The 16,522-nt window shown below is 64.9% G+C and carries 14 protein-coding genes; 7 read left to right on the top strand and 7 right to left on the bottom strand.

Features of this window, described 5'->3' with window-relative positions; genetic code table 11:
• Positions 1 to 3: 3 nt before the first annotated feature.
• Complete coding sequence (locus F0Q04_RS09780) at positions 4 to 792, top strand: SOS response-associated peptidase (RefSeq protein WP_116925240.1); 789 nt, start codon at positions 4 to 6, stop codon at positions 790 to 792.
• A 100-nt stretch (positions 793 to 892) separates the two neighbouring features.
• The gene (locus tag F0Q04_RS09775; protein WP_182345293.1) at positions 893 to 1,915 is read left to right on the top strand and encodes a hypothetical protein; all 1,023 of its coding nucleotides are present in this window, start codon (positions 893 to 895) and stop codon (positions 1,913 to 1,915) included.
• A gap of 46 nt (positions 1,916 to 1,961) precedes the next feature.
• On the opposite strand, the gene xerD is transcribed toward F0Q04_RS09775, so the two are convergent.
• The 3 genes from xerD to F0Q04_RS09760 all read right to left on the bottom strand — a co-directional run bounded on the left by xerD (position 1,962) and on the right by F0Q04_RS09760 (position 5,155).
• Positions 1,962 to 2,924, bottom strand: coding sequence for a site-specific tyrosine recombinase XerD (gene xerD / locus F0Q04_RS09770; protein WP_182345292.1), 963 nt, complete (start codon positions 2,922 to 2,924; stop codon positions 1,962 to 1,964).
• A gap of 67 nt (positions 2,925 to 2,991) precedes the next feature.
• The gene (locus tag F0Q04_RS09765) at positions 2,992 to 3,972 is read right to left on the bottom strand and encodes a tripartite tricarboxylate transporter substrate binding protein BugE (RefSeq protein WP_027011016.1); all 981 of its coding nucleotides are present in this window, start codon (positions 3,970 to 3,972) and stop codon (positions 2,992 to 2,994) included.
• A gap of 217 nt (positions 3,973 to 4,189) precedes the next feature.
• Positions 4,190 to 5,155 carry a tripartite tricarboxylate transporter substrate binding protein BugE gene (locus tag F0Q04_RS09760; RefSeq protein WP_182345603.1) on the bottom strand — a complete coding sequence of 322 codons (966 nt, stop codon included), beginning with the start codon at positions 5,153 to 5,155 and terminating at the stop codon, positions 4,190 to 4,192.
• A gap of 503 nt (positions 5,156 to 5,658) precedes the next feature.
• On the opposite strand from F0Q04_RS09760, the gene F0Q04_RS09755 reads away from it, so the two are divergent.
• A complete protein-coding gene (locus F0Q04_RS09755) occupies positions 5,659 to 6,588 on the top strand; it encodes an AEC family transporter (protein ID WP_182345291.1) in 930 nt (309 codons plus the stop codon).
• Between the two features lie 40 nt (positions 6,589 to 6,628).
• A complete protein-coding gene (locus F0Q04_RS09750) occupies positions 6,629 to 7,303 on the top strand; it encodes a GDSL-type esterase/lipase family protein (protein WP_182345290.1) in 675 nt (224 codons plus the stop codon).
• A 9-nt stretch (positions 7,304 to 7,312) separates the two neighbouring features.
• Here the strand turns inward: F0Q04_RS09750 and queG are convergent, their stop codons facing one another.
• Positions 7,313 to 8,386 (bottom strand): tRNA epoxyqueuosine(34) reductase QueG, encoded by a 1,074-nt coding sequence (gene queG / locus F0Q04_RS09745; protein ID WP_232539659.1) that lies wholly within the window; start codon positions 8,384 to 8,386, stop codon positions 7,313 to 7,315.
• A gap of 84 nt (positions 8,387 to 8,470) precedes the next feature.
• Between queG and tsaE the strand changes: the two genes are divergently transcribed.
• Together tsaE and F0Q04_RS09735 are read left to right on the top strand one after the other, a co-directional pair.
• Complete coding sequence (gene tsaE / locus F0Q04_RS09740) at positions 8,471 to 8,962, top strand: tRNA (adenosine(37)-N6)-threonylcarbamoyltransferase complex ATPase subunit type 1 TsaE (RefSeq protein ID WP_420093979.1); 492 nt, start codon at positions 8,471 to 8,473, stop codon at positions 8,960 to 8,962.
• Between the two features lie 89 nt (positions 8,963 to 9,051).
• A complete protein-coding gene (locus F0Q04_RS09735; RefSeq protein WP_232539658.1) occupies positions 9,052 to 10,560 on the top strand; it encodes an N-acetylmuramoyl-L-alanine amidase in 1,509 nt (502 codons plus the stop codon).
• A 72-nt stretch (positions 10,561 to 10,632) separates the two neighbouring features.
• On the opposite strand, the gene F0Q04_RS09730 is transcribed toward F0Q04_RS09735, so the two are convergent.
• The gene (locus F0Q04_RS09730) at positions 10,633 to 11,277 is read right to left on the bottom strand and encodes a VTT domain-containing protein (protein ID WP_116925236.1); all 645 of its coding nucleotides are present in this window, start codon (positions 11,275 to 11,277) and stop codon (positions 10,633 to 10,635) included.
• 192 nt (positions 11,278 to 11,469) lie between these two features.
• Here F0Q04_RS09730 and mutL point away from each other — a divergent pair, with 192 nt between their 5' ends.
• Positions 11,470 to 13,575 carry a DNA mismatch repair endonuclease MutL gene (gene mutL / locus F0Q04_RS09725; protein ID WP_182345287.1) on the top strand — a complete coding sequence of 702 codons (2,106 nt, stop codon included), beginning with the start codon at positions 11,470 to 11,472 and terminating at the stop codon, positions 13,573 to 13,575.
• A 79-nt stretch (positions 13,576 to 13,654) separates the two neighbouring features.
• On the opposite strand, the gene F0Q04_RS09720 is transcribed toward mutL, so the two are convergent.
• Entirely contained in the window at positions 13,655 to 15,223 is a 1,569-nt protein-coding gene (locus F0Q04_RS09720; protein ID WP_021027661.1) for a DHA2 family efflux MFS transporter permease subunit, read from the bottom strand.
• A gap of 43 nt (positions 15,224 to 15,266) precedes the next feature.
• Entirely contained in the window at positions 15,267 to 16,505 is a 1,239-nt protein-coding gene (locus F0Q04_RS09715) for an HlyD family efflux transporter periplasmic adaptor subunit (RefSeq protein WP_116924979.1), read from the bottom strand.
• Positions 16,506 to 16,522: the final 17 nt, after the last annotated feature.

The raw sequence follows: 16,522 nt of genomic DNA, 5'->3' as shown, positions 1-16,522 counted from the left end.
CCCATGAGCACCCAATACGAAGCCCTCAAAGCCCCCGAGCTGTACCTCAGCGCCTTCCAGGTAGAGCCCCCTGCAGAGATGGGCGAGCGCAAGATGACGCCGCGCCGGCCCGGCTTCTTTATCACCACCAGCCTGACAGGCGCCACCGATGCCGAGAACGCCGCGCGCAAGGCGGCCCTGGCCGAGCAGGCTGCTGCAGAAGCGGCAGCGAGCGGCGCCCCCGCCGATGCCGAGCCCGCGCCCGCTGCTGCGCCGCTGGTCACACCCCGCCTGCTGGTGCCCGCGCAATGGGGCCTGGTGCCGCACTGGGTCAAATCGGCCTCCGATGGCCAGCTGCGCGCCACCAAGCTGGTGAATGTCAAATCCGACAACGCCTCCACCAGCACCGCCTTTCGCGATGCCTGGCTGAACAACCAGCGCTGCATCGTGCCGATGATGGCCTTTGTCACCGACGACTACCGCACCGGCAAGGCCAAGCCCACGCGCATTGCCCGCGTTGACGGCCTGCCGATGGGTGTCGCCGGCATCTGGTCCCGCTGGACCGACGACAACGGCACCGAGCTGCTCAGCTACGCGATCATTACCGTCAACGCCAATGCCCATGCGCTGATGAACCGCTACCAGCAGCCCGGCAACGACAAGACCATGCCCGCCATCCTCAACGAAGGCGCCTATGACGCCTGGCTGCGTTCATCGGCCTACAAGGCCAAGGAATTTCTGCGCGCCTACCCCGCGCAAAAGCTGCTGGCCAACCCGGTCGAGAAGGGCCGCAAGAATCCGCTGGGGATTTGATGCATGGCCAGGCGCATTCACAACGTTGTAGCCCGCCAATAGCTTCAAGCCAAGCCGCGCAACCTATAGTTGGCAGAGTTCCCATGACATGCTGCTCTCCATGTTTCGTTGGCTGACCTCTCTTCTTGTACCCAACTCCGCTGCGGATACGGCAGCCCGGCTGCCTGTCGCTGCGGCCCAGATTGCCATGTCTCAGGGCGAGCCACTCGTCTTGGCCTCCGTCATGCAGGATGCCAACGGGCTGCCCCTGTTCGACTGGTCTGCGGTGTCCGAATGGGTTTCGCATCTGCCAGACACTGAGGACCAAGCCCAGGCCTGGAGCATGGCAGAGCGCGCTTGGTTTGACCATCTGTCCATAGCGCTGGGGCCAGACTTTCGGGTGCGCGAATATGGCACGGCGCTCCTGCTGTCCAACCTCGATCCGGTGGTCGCCAAGGCCATGCTGAGCTACATCGATAAAAGCGCCCAGCGGATCCTGCAGGTGCTGGAGGGCGTGGCCGAGATACCGCTCTGGGGCCATGATCTGGTCATCGTGTTCCAGGACAAGGAGAGCTATTACCGCTATGTCGCGCACTATTACCCGGACGAGGGTGAGTATGCGGAAAGCAGCGGTATGTACATCCAGGCGGGGTGCGGGCATTTTGTGACCATGGCCGACAGCCTCCAAGCGCTGGAGCCTGTCATCGTGCATGAACTCACCCATGCCTACGTCCACCACTTGCCGCTGCCTACCTGGCTGAACGAAGGCTTGGCCGTCAATACCGAGCAGCGCCTGAGTCCGGCGGCAGGCATGCGCCCAGACCTTCCCAAAATGCATGCACGCCACCAATCGTTCTGGAATGCCGAGCGCATCCAGTCCTTCTGGAATGGCCAATCGTTCTCGCAAACTGGTGACTCGACCGAGCTGTCCTACGATTTGGCACGCTTGCTGGTGGCCCACTTGGCGGCGGATTGGACAGCCTTTCGCCACTTTGCGCTGCAGGCCCACCAGCAAGATGGTGGCGCCCATGCGGCGAGCGACTGCCTGGATATTGCCTTGGGTGCCTTGGTGTGTGCGCTGCTTGATCGGGAGCCATCGCCCGATTGGGAGCCTAAACCTGCTTTGTGGACCTCCGTGGAATAGCGTCAGCGGTTCCGTCAACTGCCGCAAGCCCAAGATCGCAGATCGATCACCCACGCGGATGGTGCTGGCTGTGCAGCACCTTGAGGCGCTCGCGCGCCACATGGGTGTAGATGGTGGTGGTGGAGATGTCGGCATGGCCCAGCAGCAGTTGCACGACGCGCAGATCGGCGCCATGGTTGAGCAGGTGCGTGGCAAAGGCGTGACGCAGCGTGTGGGGCGAGAGCGGCGCAGTGATGCCAGCGCGCTGCGCATATTTCTTCACGATCATCCAGAACGCAACCCGCGTCATGCCGCTGCCGCGCTGGGTGACAAACAGGTCCGCGCTTTGCCGCCCGGCCAGAATGGCGGGCCGGCTCTCGGCCAGGTACTGCTCCAGCCACTGCTGGGCCACCTGGCCAAAGGGCACCAGCCGCTCCTTGCTGCCTTTGCCCACCACGCGCACGATGCCGTCGGCCAGGCTGAGCTGCACGCTTTGCAGCTCCACCAGCTCCGACACGCGCAGGCCGCTGGCATACATCAGCTCCAGCATCGCGCGGTCGCGCAGGCCCAGCGGGTTGTCGGCGTCGGGCGCTTCGAGCAGGGCCTCCACCATGGCCGAGGTCATCGTCTTGGGCACGCGCAGCGGCTGGCGCGCTGCCAGCATGCGCAACGTGGGATCGGCGCTGATCAGCGACTCGCGCAGCGCCCAGTGGAAAAAGCGCCGCAGCACTGTGAGGCGCCTGTTGGCCGTGCTGGCCTTGTCGCCCATGCGCGTGGCAAAAAAGGCCTGCAGCTGGGCCTCATCGCTGCGCTCGAGCGCCTGGCCGCGGTGCTCCTCGGCCAGCCACTGGCCGTAGAGCGCCAGGTCGCGCCGGTAGGCCGCCAAGGTGTTGCGCGCCAGGCCGTCTTCGAGCCACACCGCATCGATAAAGCGGTCAATCACCGGGTGCGCCGCTGCAGTGCGGGCCGGGTCGGCGGCAGGAGCTGAAGGGGCTATCGGGGGTTTTGCAGATCGTGGAGCGCTTGCCATGCCCGGCATCATGGCATGAAAAAAGCCGCCGGCTTGCGCGGGCGGCTTGGGACTTTATGAGTCGGGATCAGTCCAGCTTCAGGTCCTGCTTCTTGACCACGTCCTTGTAGACGTCGAACTCGGCCTTGATCTGCTCGGCGAACTGCTCGGGCGTGTTGCCCACCACCAGCGAGCCGGTGTCTTCGATGCGCTTCTTCACCGCAGGGTCGGCCAGCACCTTCTTGGTGGCGGCATTGATGCGGTCCACCACATCCTTGGACACGCCCTTGGGCGCGAGGATGCCGTAGAAAGCCATACGGTTCACCGGCTCCAGGCCCACTTCCTTGAAGGTCGGCACATTGGGCAGCACCGCCAGGCGCTCGGGCGCGGCCACGACGATAGGCACCAGACGGTTGTCCTTCACAAAAGGCAGGGTTGAGGGCAGGTTGTCCAGGATCATGTTGACCTGGCCGGCCACTGTGTCGTTGAGTGCCGGGCCCGCACCGCGGTAGGCGATGTGGGTCATCTGGATGCCGGTCAGGCTCTTGTACAGCTCCATCAGCATGTGCTGGATGCCGCCGGTGCCGGACGACGAGTAGGCGTACTTGTTGGGGTTCTTCTTGAGCTCGGCCTCGAACTCCTTGTAGTCCTTGGCTGGGAACTTCGGGTTCACCGCAATGATGTTGGGCGTAGCCGCCACATTGATGATGGGCGTGAAGTCCTTGATCGGGTCGTAGGAGATCTTGGGGTTGATCGCCGGGTTGGTGGCCACCGTAGAGACGGTCGCAATGCCCAGGGTGTAACCGTCGGCCGCTGCGCGCACCGTCTCCACCGCACCGATGGTGCCGCCCGCACCACCCTTGTTGTCCACCACCACGGGCTGGCCCAGCTCCTTGCCCAGGGGGTCAGCGATCACGCGCGCAATGATATCGGTGGTGCCGCCAGCTGCAAAAGGAACGATCAGGCGAATGGGCTTGTTAGGGTATTTTGTATCGGCCAGAGCGCCAGTGCTCAAGGTGGCTGCGGCAGCAGCGATCAAGGTCAGGCCCACGAGAGAGCGACGTTGCATGATGAATCTCCTCATTTGAAATGGTGTGGCCGTCGTTCGCGTGCCGGTGGATGACCCGCATGGCGCACGGCCACGTAATGCTTTTTCAGCACAGCGCGTTTATACCGGATTAATACGTCCGCAACCGTGCTGCAACCGCACAAAAAGCGCGTGATTTCCCTAGGATTTCCCTAGAAAAGCGCACGCGCTTTGAGGCAGAACAGACGAGGGACGGGGATCAGTCCAGCTGGATGCCCTGCTTGTCCACCACCGCCTTGTAGGCCGCGTATTCGTCCTTCATCTGCTGGGCAAACACCTCAGGCGTCGTGCCCAGAATGTCCGAGCCGGTCTCTGCGATGCGCTTTTGCACGTTCGGGTCTTCCAGCGCCTTTTTGGTGGCCGCGTTGATTTTGTCAACTATCTCCTTGGGCAGGTTCTTGGGGCCGACGATGCCGTAATAGGCACTGCGGTTGACCACGGGAACGCCCACTTCGGTGAACGTGGGGATGGACTCCAGCCCGGCCACGCGCTTGGGCGCGGCGACCACGATGGCGCGCAGGCGCTTGTCGCGGATAAAGGGGTAGGCCGAGGGCAGGTTGTCAAAAATCATGTTGACCTGGCCGGCGACCGTGTCGTTCAGCGCTGGGCCGCCGCCCCGGTAGGGAATGTGCACCACGTTCACGCCGGTTTCGGACTTGAGCATTTCCATCAGCAAATGGGCAATGCTGCCGGTGCCGGGCGTTGCATACGAGTACTTGCCGGGGTTCTTCTTGAGCTCGGCAATGAACTCCTGGTAGTTGGTGGCCGGAAAGCTCGGGTGCACCGCAATCACATTGGGCGTCGCCGCCACATTGATGATGGGTGTGAAATCGCGCTGCACGTTGTAGGGCATCTTGGGGTTGACGGCCGGGTTGGTGGCCGTGGTCGACACCGTCGCGATGCTCAGGGTGTAGCCATCGGGCTGGGCACGCGCGGCTTCGGCCGCGCCCACGGTGCCGCCGCCACCGCTCTTGTTGTCCACCACCACCGGCTGGCCGAGGGCCTTGGACAGCGGCTCCGAGATCACGCGCGCCACGATGTCGGTGGTGCCGCCTGCGGCAAACGGCACGATCAGGCGGATGGGCTTGTTGGGATAGGGATCAGCGGCCAGGGCAGCGCTGCTGCCCAGCGCCAGTGCCATGGCCAGGCACAGTCGGCGGTTCATCATGGTGGAGGTCTCCTCGGGATCTGGGATTGCCGGCTGAGGCCAGCTTGGATATAACCACCATGCTAGCGGTGTTGCCCGCCTGTTCTGCCCCAAAGCGCGCCGCAGATGGCCCGTGTTTTCCCGCATCGGGGCGGCAGATAGCGCAATTGGCAACTGCTTTGGCAGGGCTTGCACCCGGCAGCGTCCTTAGAACCTGTTCAAAGTCTCCTCGCGCCGCGACAGTGTCTTTGCGAGATGGGATGCGAGGCACAATACCGCAGCAATAGCCATGCTATTGCGAGGATTTGCAACGACGCAGACCGCTCGCAAAGCCACTGTCCCTTCGGGTTGGAGTGAAATCGGGCGATTTCTGCGCGCTGGCTCTTGCTTGCACCCCGGTGCAAGCTGCGTTCCACCCCTTCGAACTCATCCCGATTGCACTCCAACGCGGCTGCGTAGAGACTTTGAACAGGTTCTTACCGCCGCGACAGCGATTGGGCCGCAGCGAACGCCCTTCCGCTATGCTTGCGCCGGTGAACTACGCCCAACTGCTTTTCCCTGATTTCTCGCTGATCCTGATCGGCTACCTGGTCTGCCGCTACACGGCGCTGAACCGGGCCATCTGGCAGCCGGTGGAAAGCCTGGTGTACTACTTCCTCTTTCCCACCTTGCTGTTCTATTCGATCATCAGAAGCCCGATCGACTGGCACGGCACCTCCAACCTGATGCTGGCCGGCGTGGCCACGGGCCTCGTCGCGGTGGCCCTGACCTACACCCTGCCGCGCTGGCCCTGGCTGGGCAAAAGGGTGGACAGCCGCGACGCCGCTGCCAGCGCGCAGATCGCGTTTCGCTTCAACTCCTTTATCGGCCTGGCGCTGGCCGACCGGCTGGCCGGCCCCCAAGGCCTGCAACTGATCTCGGTGCTGATCGGCGTCTGCGTGCCCATGTTCAATATTGCCGCCGTCTACCCGATGGCCAAGGGCTCGCAAAATGGCTTTATGCGCGAGCTGCTGCGCAACCCGCTGATCGTCGCCACGCTCACGGCCCTCATCTGCAACCTGCTGGGGCTGCGCCTGCCCGCCATCGTCGAGCCCACCGTCGCCCGCATCGGCCAGGCCTCCATTGTGCTGGGACTGATGTCGGCGGGCGCCGGCATGCAGCTGGGGCTGCTGGCGCGCGGCAAGCTGCTCAGCGGCGCAGTGCTGGCCATCCGCCACTTTGTCACGCCGCTGATTGCGCTGTGCATGGCCCACTGGCTGGCGCTGTCGGCCCAGCAGGCCGCCATTTTGCTGATCTTCTCTGCCCTGCCCACCGCATCGACCTGCTATGTGCTGGCCGCCCGCATGGGCTACAACGGCGCCTATGTCGCGGGGCTGGTGACCTTGTCCACCATCTGCGGCGTGGCCAGTCTGCCGTTTGCACTCAGCCTGCTGGGCTGGTGGCCGGTTTAACAACGCGGCCTGCCAAGGCCATCGGTTAAGCTCGGCGGCTATGGAGAAAACCATTGATTCCGCACGCCGCCATAGCCTCCAGCGCCTGGCGCTCATCCCCTTTCTGGGCCTGGCTGCAGCCGGGCTGGCCGCCTGCAGCAAAAAGGCGCCACTCGCCGCTGCGCTGCCCGCTGGCGCCACGGTGCTCGCATTGGGCGATTCGCTGACCCAGGGCGTCGGCGCCAGCGCCGCGCAGTCCTACCCCCAGTTGCTGGCCGAGCGCACCGGCTGGAACGTCATCAACGCCGGCATCTCCGGCGAAACCAGCAGCCAGATTGCGCAGCGCCTGCCGCAGCTGTTGGAGACCCACCAACCGGCCCTGGTGATTGTTTGCGCCGGCGGCAATGACTGGCTGCGCCGCCAAAGCGCGCAAGCGGCCCAGGCGCAGATCGCCAGCATGCTGCAGCAATGCAAGGCCCAGCACATTGCCGTGTTGCTGGTGGCGGTGCCCGAGTTCAGCATGAGCGCCGCGTTGACCGGCCGCATCCAGGACCACCCGATCTACGAGGCGCTGGCCAAGGACGAGCAAGTACCCCTGCTCGCCAAGGCATGGAGCGAGGTGCTCGCCAATGACGCGATGCGCGCCGACCAGGTGCATGCCAATGCGGCGGGCTATGCGCGCTTTACCGAACTGCTGGTCGCGCAGCTCAAGGCCTCGGGCTTTCTCAGCGCCTGAGAACCTGTTCTAAGCGCCGATCGCAGCGCCATCAGGCGCTGTGCGCTGGCCCAGCCCCCAGGCCACATGCTCGCGCACCATGGCGCTGTCGTGGCCCGCGCGGCTGTGCAGCGCCTGCGCATAGCGCGCCTCGCCCGTCTGGCGCCAGGCATTGCCCAGCGCAACGGCAATATTGCGCAGCCAGCGCGCATGGCCGATGCGGCGTATGGGGCTGCCCTCGGTGATGCGCAAAAACGTCGCCTCGTCCCATGCAAACAGATGGGGCAGCTGCTGGTCCATCAGCGCGCCGCGCGCATCAAAATCGGGCAGCGCCGCACGCTGGGCAAACTTGTTCCAGGGGCAGGCGAGCTGGCAGTCATCGCAGCCGTAGATGCGGTTGCCCATGGGGGCGCGAAATTCTTCCGGAATGGCGCCATCAAGCTCAATCGTCAGGTAGGAGATACAGCGCCGCGCATCGACCGATTGCGGCGCCACGATCGCCGCCGTCGGGCAGACATCGATGCAGGCCGTGCACTGGCCGCAATGCGCAGTCACCGGCGCAGTCGCCGGCAAGGCGATATTGACAAAGATCTCACCGAGAAAAAACATCGAGCCGGCATCGCGGCTCAGCACCAGCGTGTGCTTGCCGCGCCAGCCCTGGCCGCTGCGGCTGGCCAGCTCGGCCTCTAGCACGGGGGCCGAATCGGTGAACGCGCGGTGCGCCAGGTTGTGTTCGCCAAGCGCTGCATCGATGCGCTCGGCCAGCTTTTGCAGCCGGTTGCGCAGCACCTTGTGGTAGTCACGGCCCCGGGCGTAGACGCTCACCAGCCCCTCGCCAGGCCTGGCATGGCGCTCCCACTCCAGCCGCTGCCAGTCGGCAGGGGTGTTTTGCGGCAGATAATCCATGCGTGCTGTAATCACGCTGAGCGTGCCGGGCACCAGCTCGGCCGGCCGGGCGCGCTTGAGGCCATGGGCCTGCATGTAATGCATCTCGCCATGGAAACCTTTTTCCAGCCACTGCATCAATCCAGTTTCCGCCGTCGACAAATCCACGCCTGCCACGCCGATTTGGGAAAATCCCAGCTCCAGCGCCCAGTCGTTGATCTGTTGAATGAAAGTGGGATCAGCGGCGTCCATGTGCTGCCATTGTAAAAAACCTGAGGGCCCGCGCGGCCCGGGAACGACATTTTGAACGCTACTGCCAGCCCCTCCTACCCCGCGCTCCACCTGGTCTGGAAAGACGAGCGCGATACGGAAGTGTTTGCCGCGCGCCTGGCCGCGCAGGCAGCGCTGTCGAATGTTTACCTAACTTTGCATGGCGACCTGGGCGCGGGCAAAACCACCTTGGTGCGCCACCTGCTGCGTGCGCTGGGCGTGCAGGGCCGCATCAAAAGCCCCACCTATGCGGTGGTCGAGCCCCATGAAGGGCGCGACTTCCCCATTTGGCACTTTGACTTCTACCGTTTCGACGATCCGCGCGAGTGGGAAGACGCCGGCTTCCGGGATATTTTTGCAAGCCCCGGCCTGAAAGTGGCAGAATGGCCGCAGAAGGCTGCAGCGGTAACACCCATTGCCGATGTAGCTATCAGTATTGAAGCAATCAACGAATCAGAACGCCAGGTGCATCTGCAGGCCTTCACCCCGGCAGGTGCCGCCATCGTCCAAGGGTTTTCAGCGTGAGCGACACCCCGCAATATCTCCCAGCCTCTGCCCCTTTCACCACCGCTGACGGCGCGCCCGCCAGCCACCACGGTCTCTCGCGCCGCGATCTGCTGCGCGGCGGCAGCTTGGTGCTGCTGCTGGGCAGCAGCCACCTGGCCTTTGGCGCCAGCATCGTTGCAGTTCGCCTCTGGCCCTCCAAGGACTACACCCGCGTCACGATCGAGTCCGACACCCCTCTCAAGACCGAGCAGCGCTTTGTGCCCGAGCCGCCGCGCCTGGCAGTCGATATCGAAGGGATCGATCTCAACCCCGCGCTGCGCGAGCTGGTGGCCAAGGTCCGCTCGGACGACCCCAATATCGCCGGCATCCGCGTGGGCCAGAACTCGCCCAATGTCGTGCGCCTGGTGATCGACCTTAAGCAGGAAGCCAAGCCCCAGGTGTTTACGTTGAAGCCGGTCGCCCCCTACCAGCACCGCCTGGTGCTGGACCTGTACCCGGCCAAGCCCAGCGATCCGCTCGAGAGCCTGATCACCGAGCGCATGATGGAAAACAGCCACAGCGCCGTGGCCGCAGCGCCAGCCCCTGTACCCCCGCCTGCAGCCGGCGGCAGCCTGCCGCCGTCGGTAGCCGCTGCGATTGCCGGCGACCCGCCCGCGCCCGCTGCACTGGGCACCGTGGTGGCCGCCACCCCTCCATCGCCAGCAGCCGCCGCCCAAGCCGCTGACCCGCTGGCCGAGCTGATTGCCAAGAGTGGCAACCGCCCGGTGGCACCCCCGGTTGCACCGGTCGCGCCGCCGCCCACCGTCGTGGCTGCAGCACCTCCTCCGCCCCCGCCGCCGCCACCTCCTCCACCGCCCGCACGCGGCCGCCCGGCATCGCGCACCGACCGCCTCATCATCGTCGCGCTCGACCCTGGCCATGGCGGTGAAGACCCTGGCGCCACCGGCCCCAGCGGTATCCGCGAAAAAGACATTGTGCTCAAGATCGGCCATATGCTGCGCGAGCGCATCAACAACAGCAGCGTGGGCGGCAACCCGATGCGCGCGTTCATGACACGCGATGCCGACTTCTTTGTGCCGCTCAACACCCGGGTCGAAAAAGCCCGCCGTGTGCAGGCCGACCTGTTCATCAGCATCCATGCCGATGCGTTCACCAAGCCATCGGCCAACGGCGCCAGCGTGTTTGCGCTGAGCGAGCGCGGCGCGACCAGCTCGGCCGCGCGCTGGCTGGCCAACAAGGAGAACCAGGCCGACATGGTGGGTGGCCTGAACGTGGCCGGCGTCGGCAGCAGCGATGCCCATGTGCAGCGCGCGCTCCTGGACATGAGCACCACCGCGCAGATCAATGACAGCCTCAAGCTCGGCACCCATGTGCTGGGCCAGTTGGGCCAGTTCGCCCGCCTGCACAAGCCCCGCGTGGAGCAGGCCGGTTTTGCCGTGTTGAAGGCGCCCGACATCCCCAGCGTGCTGGTCGAGACCGCCTTCATCAGCAACCCCGAAGAAGAGGCCAAGCTGCGCACCACCGCCTACCAAAACCAGCTGGCCGATGCCATCATGCGCGGCATCCAGGCTTACTTTGCGAAGAACCCGCCGCTGGCGCGCAACCGCACGGTATAAGCTTCGATCCACCTTTGCAGCCACAAAAAAGGGACCGCCTCGGCGGTCCCTTGCTCATCGTGCAGTCGCTGCTCAGACGGCGCCAGCGGCCTTCTCGTTCCTGCCGGCGCGCCAGGCGCCAAAGATGGCCAGCAGGCCAGGCACCAGGATCAGGCCCCAGATGATCTTCTCCAGGTTGGCCTTGACCCAGGGCAGGTTGCCAAAGAAGTAGCCCGCCGCGCAGATGCCAAATACCCAGATGGCCGCGCCAATCAGGTTGTAGGCAATGAACTTGGCACGGTTCATGTTGGCAACGCCCGCGACAAAGGGCGCAAAGGTACGCACAAATGGCATGAAGCGCGCCAGGATGATGGTGATGCCGCCATAGCGCTCGTAGAACGCATGGGCCTTGTCAAAGGCCTTGCGGTTGAACCAGCGCGAGTTCTCCCACTTGAACACCTTGGGCCCCAAATGGTGGCCGATCTGGTAATTGCATTGGTCGCCGAGGAAGGCCGCCGCAAACAGCAAGCCGGTGGCCAGCGGAAAACTCATCAGCCCCGCGCCGCACATGGCGCCGACGATGAACAGCAGCGAATCGCCGGGCAAGAAGGGCATCACCACGACACCGGTCTCGACAAAGACGATCAGAAACAGCAGCGCATAGACCCACATGCCGTAGGTCGTTACAAAAGCTTCCAGGTACTTGTCGACATGCAAGATGAAGTCAATCAAATGCATGCCTGCATCGATGAACCAGCTGAAGAATTCCAAAACACAACCTCTCTACACAAAAACCGCAGCGGTCATGAGACCCTGCGGCAAACCATCTGGATGCCACCCTCCCAGCCCTCAGAGGCACAGCCCCAGAGCCCAAAGTGGCGATTGCACACTTTACCCCGAATGCCAGGCGGCTTTGCCTAAAATCCCTGCATGACCGCTGATACCGCACCCGCCACCCTTGACCCGGCAGACGCCCCCAAGGACGCCCTGACGCCTGCAGCCGACAGTGGCAGCAGCGCGGCGCCCGCGCGCCGACCCATCCAGGATCTGCCCGATGAGCTGGTCAGCCAGATTGCGGCCGGCGAGGTGGTCGAGCGCCCCGCTTCCGTCGTACGCGAGCTGGTCGACAATGCGCTCGATGCGGGCGCCACCAGCATCACCGTGCGCCTGCTCGCCGGTGGCGTGCGGCTGATCACCGTCGAAGACGACGGCTGCGGCATTCCGCGCGAAGAGCTGCCCATTGCGCTGCGCCGCCACGCGACCAGCAAGATCCGCAACCTGCATGACCTGGAGTCGGTGGCGACCATGGGGTTCCGAGGCGAGGCGCTGGCAGCCATTGCCTCGGTGTCGGAGATGAGCGTGCTCTCGCGCCCCGCCCAGCAAGAGTCCGCCTACCTGCTCGATGCCCGCAGTGGCGAGCTGCGCCCGGCCGCCCGCAACCCCGGCACGACGATGGAGGTCAAGGAGCTGTTTTTCAGCACGCCTGCGCGGCGCAAGTTCCTGAAAACCGATGCCACCGAGCTCGCCCATTGCGTCGAGGCCGTGCGCCGCCATGCGCTCACCCGCCCGGGCGTGGGCTTTGCGATCTGGCATGAGGGCAAGCTGGTGGAACAATGGCGCGCCACGCTGCCGCCCCGCAACGATCAAGACCAGCCCGACGACGCTGCCTGGCAGCAGCTGGAGCAGCGCGCGATGGACAAGCGCCTGGCCGATGTGCTGGGCCCCGATTTTCTCGAGCAATCGATTGTTGTGAACTACCAGGCTGGCCATGTGCAGGTGCGCGGCCGCGCGGGTCTGCCCGATGCCGCTCGCTCGCGTGCCGACCAGCAGTTCTGCTATGTCAACGGCCGCTTTGTGCGCGACAAGGTGCTCACCCATGCGGCCCGCGCCGCTTATGAAGATGTGCTGCACGGCCACCGCCAGCCGGTCTATGCGCTCTATATCAGCCTCGATCCGATGCGCGTCGATGTGAATGTGCACCCGACCAAGATCGAGGTGCGCTTTCGCGATAGCCGCGAGGTGCACCAGGCGGTGCTGCATGGCGTGGAGAACGCGCTGGCCGCCCCGCGTTCCCAGCAGTTGCTGGATGCAGCGGCCGCCGCACCCACAGCCGCCGCTGCGGGCCAGCCCACCGCCTTGCCCGGCCAGGCCTATGCGCCAGCCCCCCAGGCACAGACTGCGATGCGCTTTGAGGCCCCGCCCCGCGTCAACGGCCTGCAGGCGCTGCAGCAAACGGCTGCGCTCTGGGGCCAGGGCGGGGGCGCTGCAACGCCGGATGCAGCGCTGGCAGGCATGTCCAGCAACACAGCGACCAGCATCGATGCCACGCCCTGGCAGGTGCAGGAAGCGAGCCCGCGCTGGAACCCGCAACCCGCTGCCGGCGCGATGGCCGCCGGCGCGCCGCTGGTGCCCACCCTGCCTCCGGAATCTGCCGACAACCCCTGGCCGCTGGGCCGCGCCGTGGCGCAAATCCATGGGGTCTATATCCTCGCAGAAAACGCCCAGGGCATGGTCATTGTCGATATGCATGCCGCCCATGAGCGCATCGTCTACGAGCGCCTCAAAAGCCAGCTCGATGACGGCGATGCCAACAGCGCCATTGCCAGCCAGCCGCTGCTGATTCCCGCGACCTTCTCGGCCACACCCGAAGAAGTGGCCACCGCCGAAGACCACAGCGAGACCCTGGCCCAGCTGGGGCTAGAGGTCGTGCCCTTCTCGCCCAAGACCCTGGCCGTGCGCGCCACACCCACCACCTTGGCCCAGGGCAACCCGGTAGAGCTGGCGCGCAGCGTGCTCGCTGAGCTGGCCCAGCACGATGCCAGCACCGTCGTGCAGCGCGCCCGCAACGAGATCCTGGGGACGATGGCCTGCCACGGCGCCGTGCGCGCCAACCGGCAACTCACCATCGACGAGATGAATGCGCTGCTGCGCGATATGGAGCACACCGAGCGCTCGGACCAGTGCAACCATGGCCGGCCCACCTGGCGCCAGCTGAGCATGAAGGAGCTGGACGCGCTGTTCTTGCGCGGCCGCTAAACCGCGCCCCAGCGCCCAGACCGAAAAAAGGAAGCCGAGGCTTCCTTTTTCCATGTATGCAGCCGTGTGCAGTGCTGGATCAGTGCGCAGCCGATGCTGCCTCCGATCCGCCGCCGCCCTGGCCCTTCTTGGGGCCCTTGGCCAGCCAGACCAGCGGGATCAGCAGCAGGAACAGCATCGACGAGGCCCAGAAAATATCATTGGCCGCCAGCATAAAGGCCTGCTGGTTGACCAGCTGGTCGACCCGGGCGAGCGCCTGCTGCAGCGTAAGCCCGCTGGCCTGCAGGCCTTGCACCACTTGCGCGGTGGGGCCATCGCCCAGGCTGATGTGCTCGACCAGTTGCGCATGGTGCAAGGTGGCGCGGCGCTCCCAAAGGGTGGTGGCGACCGAGGTACCGACGGCACCGGCAGTGATCCGCACAAAGTTCGACAGGCCCGATGCACTGGGCATTTTCTCGGGCGGGATATCGCTCAAGGTGATGGTCATCAGCGGGATGAAAAAGCCTGCCATGGCCGCACCCTGCACGATGGTCGGGATCATGATGGTCGTCAGGTCCACCTGGGTGTTGAAGCGCGAACGCATCCACATCACCAGACCGAAGACGATGAACGAGGCCGTCGCATAGCGCCGGGGATCGACCTTGTGGATGGTCTTGCCCACCACCGGTGAGAGCACCAGCGCCAGCAAGCCCACCGGCGCCAGCACCAGGCCCGCATCGGTGGCGGTGTAGCCCATGAACTGCTGCAGCCACAAAGGCAGCAGCACCACATTGCCGAAGAACAGGCCATAGCCCACCGAGATGGCCAGGGTGCCCGCCCAGAAATTGCGGTTCTTGAACAGGCGCAGGTCCACCACCGGGTGCTTGTCGCCCAGCTCCCAGATCAGGAAGTACAAGAGGCCAACGACCGCAATCACCGCACAGGCGACCACCATCGGCGACTGGAACCAGTCGTGCTCCTTGCCGATATCGAGCATGATCTGCATCGCCGAGACCCAGACCACCAGCAGCCCCAGACCGATCGCATCGATCGGCAAGGCCTTGCGGACCGAATCCCGGTTGCGGAAGATCGCCCAGGTGGCGCCCACGGACAGCATGCCGACCGGCACATTGATGTAGAAGATCCAGGGCCAGGACATGTTGTCGGTGATCCAGCCGCCCAGCAGCGGCCCCATCACCGGCGCGATGAGGGTCGTCATCGACCAGAAGGCCATGGCCGTGCCCGCCATCGCGCGCGGGTAACTGGCCAGCAGCAGCGACTGCGACAGCGGAATCATCGGCCCGGCGACAAAGCCCTGCAAGATGCGGAACGCGATCAAGGTCGTCATGTTTGGGGCCAGGCCGCAGAGCCAGGACGAGATCACGAACAAGGTCACGCTGAGCATGAACAAGCGCACCTGGCCAAAGCGCATCGACAGCCAGCCGGTCAGCGGCACCGAGATCGCATTGGCCACGGCAAAGCTGGTGATCACCCAGGTGCCCTGGTTGGCGCTGACGCCCAGGTCACCGGCAATGGCCGGCAGCGACACGTTCGCGATCGACGTGTCCAGCACATTCATGAACACCGCAGCTGAGAGCGCCAGGGTGCCGATGAGGCGCGCCGAGCCTTCGAGCGGCGGGTGGGGTAGCGAGGGATTGGAAGTTGCCATAACGCATCCTTGGGCCACCCTCTGGGCGGCCCCTGGTCAAAAATTACAGCTTCTTGCCGGCGTTGCTGGCGATGACCTGCGCAATCACCGCATCGGCGCCTTCGTCCTGCACCTCATAGACATTGGTCTGCACCAGGGGCTCCTTGCGCGGCACATCGGCCAGCAGCTTGCCGTCCTGGTTCTGGATGTCCACATCGACCAGCATCGACAGGCCCACGCGCAGCGGGTGCTCCTGCACCTGCTTGGCATCGAGCGCAATGCGCACCGGCACGCGCTGCACGACCTTGATCCAGTTGCCCGTCGCGTTTTGCGCGGGCAGCAGCGAGAAGGCCGAGCCGGTGCCCACCCCCAGGCCTTCAACCGTGCCGCTGTACTCGACCTTCTTGCCGTAGAGATCGGCCGTCATCTTGACGGGCTGGCCCAGGCGCAGGTTGCGCAGCTGGTTTTCCTTGAAGTTGGCCTCCACCCAGAGCTGGTTCATCGGCACCACGGTCATCAGCGGCGTACCGGGAGCCACGCGCTGGCCCACCTGCACCGAGCGCTTACCCACAACGCCCGAGACGGGCGAGACCAGCTCATTGCGCTGCATCGCCAGATAGGCCTCACGCACCTTGGCCGCAGCGGTCAGCACGTTGGGGTGGTCGTTCACGCTGATGCCTTCGGTCAGCGACTGGTTGCTGGCCAGTTGCTCGCGCGCCGTGTTGACGGCGGCCTGCGACGCATTGACCGCTGCCTGGGCGGCATCGACCTGGCTTTGCGCATGGCTCAGCTCTTCCTTCGATACGGCGCCATTGCCCGTCAGAGCCTGGCGGCGCTTGAGGTCGCTTTGCGCGCGCACCAGGTCGTTCTTGGCCTTGGCCACCTCGGCCTGGCGCTGCGCGATCTGCGCAGTGTAGGAGCCATTGTTCACATACAGGGTGCGCACCTGGCGCACCGCCTGGGCCAGGTTGGCCTTGGCCTGCTCGAAGGCCACCTTGGCATCAGCAGGGTCCAGGCGCACCAGCGGCTGGCCTTCCTTCACATAGTCGGTGTCATCGGCCAGGATGGACTGCACCGTGCCGGCGGTCTGCGGCGCGATCTGCACCAGATTGCCCTGCACATAGGCGTTGTCGGTTTCTTCGAAGTGGCTGTTGACCATCCAGTCATAGATGCCGTAGGCGGCGCCCAGCACGATGACGATGCCCGTCAGGCGCAGCAGCCATTTTTTGCGCGGCTGGGCTGCCGGTGCCTCAGGGGCAGCGGGCGCGGCGGAGGGAGAAGCGGAGGTGTTGTTGTTCGACATGGTATTGCGTAGCGAGT

This window comes from Comamonas koreensis (assembly GCF_014076495.1).
Classification (GTDB): Bacteria; Pseudomonadota; Gammaproteobacteria; order Burkholderiales; family Burkholderiaceae_C; genus Comamonas; species Comamonas squillarum.
Note: the sequence above shows the minus strand (reverse complement) of the source record. Positions and strands in the feature narration are given on the sequence as shown.

Bases quoted from the DNA above. Each gene is read 5' to 3' on its own strand.
- F0Q04_RS09780 (WP_116925240.1), top strand. From the start codon at position 4: ATGAGCACCCAATACGAAGCCCTCAAAGCCCCCGAGCTGTACCTCAGC.
- F0Q04_RS09775 (WP_182345293.1), top strand. From the start codon at position 893: ATGTTTCGTTGGCTGACCTCTCTTCTTGTACCCAACTCCGCTGCGGAT.
- xerD (WP_182345292.1), bottom strand. From the start codon at position 2,924: ATGGCAAGCGCTCCACGATCTGCAAAACCCCCGATAGCCCCTTCAGCT.
- F0Q04_RS09765 (WP_027011016.1), bottom strand. From the start codon at position 3,972: ATGCAACGTCGCTCTCTCGTGGGCCTGACCTTGATCGCTGCTGCCGCA.
- F0Q04_RS09760 (WP_182345603.1), bottom strand. From the start codon at position 5,155: ATGAACCGCCGACTGTGCCTGGCCATGGCACTGGCGCTGGGCAGCAGC.
- F0Q04_RS09755 (WP_182345291.1), top strand. From the start codon at position 5,659: ATGCTTGCGCCGGTGAACTACGCCCAACTGCTTTTCCCTGATTTCTCG.
- F0Q04_RS09750 (WP_182345290.1), top strand. From the start codon at position 6,629: ATGGAGAAAACCATTGATTCCGCACGCCGCCATAGCCTCCAGCGCCTG.
- F0Q04_RS09730 (WP_116925236.1), bottom strand. From the start codon at position 11,277: ATGCATTTGATTGACTTCATCTTGCATGTCGACAAGTACCTGGAAGCT.
- mutL (WP_182345287.1), top strand. From the start codon at position 11,470: ATGACCGCTGATACCGCACCCGCCACCCTTGACCCGGCAGACGCCCCC.
- F0Q04_RS09720 (WP_021027661.1), bottom strand. From the start codon at position 15,223: ATGGCAACTTCCAATCCCTCGCTACCCCACCCGCCGCTCGAAGGCTCG.
- F0Q04_RS09715 (WP_116924979.1), bottom strand. From the start codon at position 16,505: ATGTCGAACAACAACACCTCCGCTTCTCCCTCCGCCGCGCCCGCTGCC.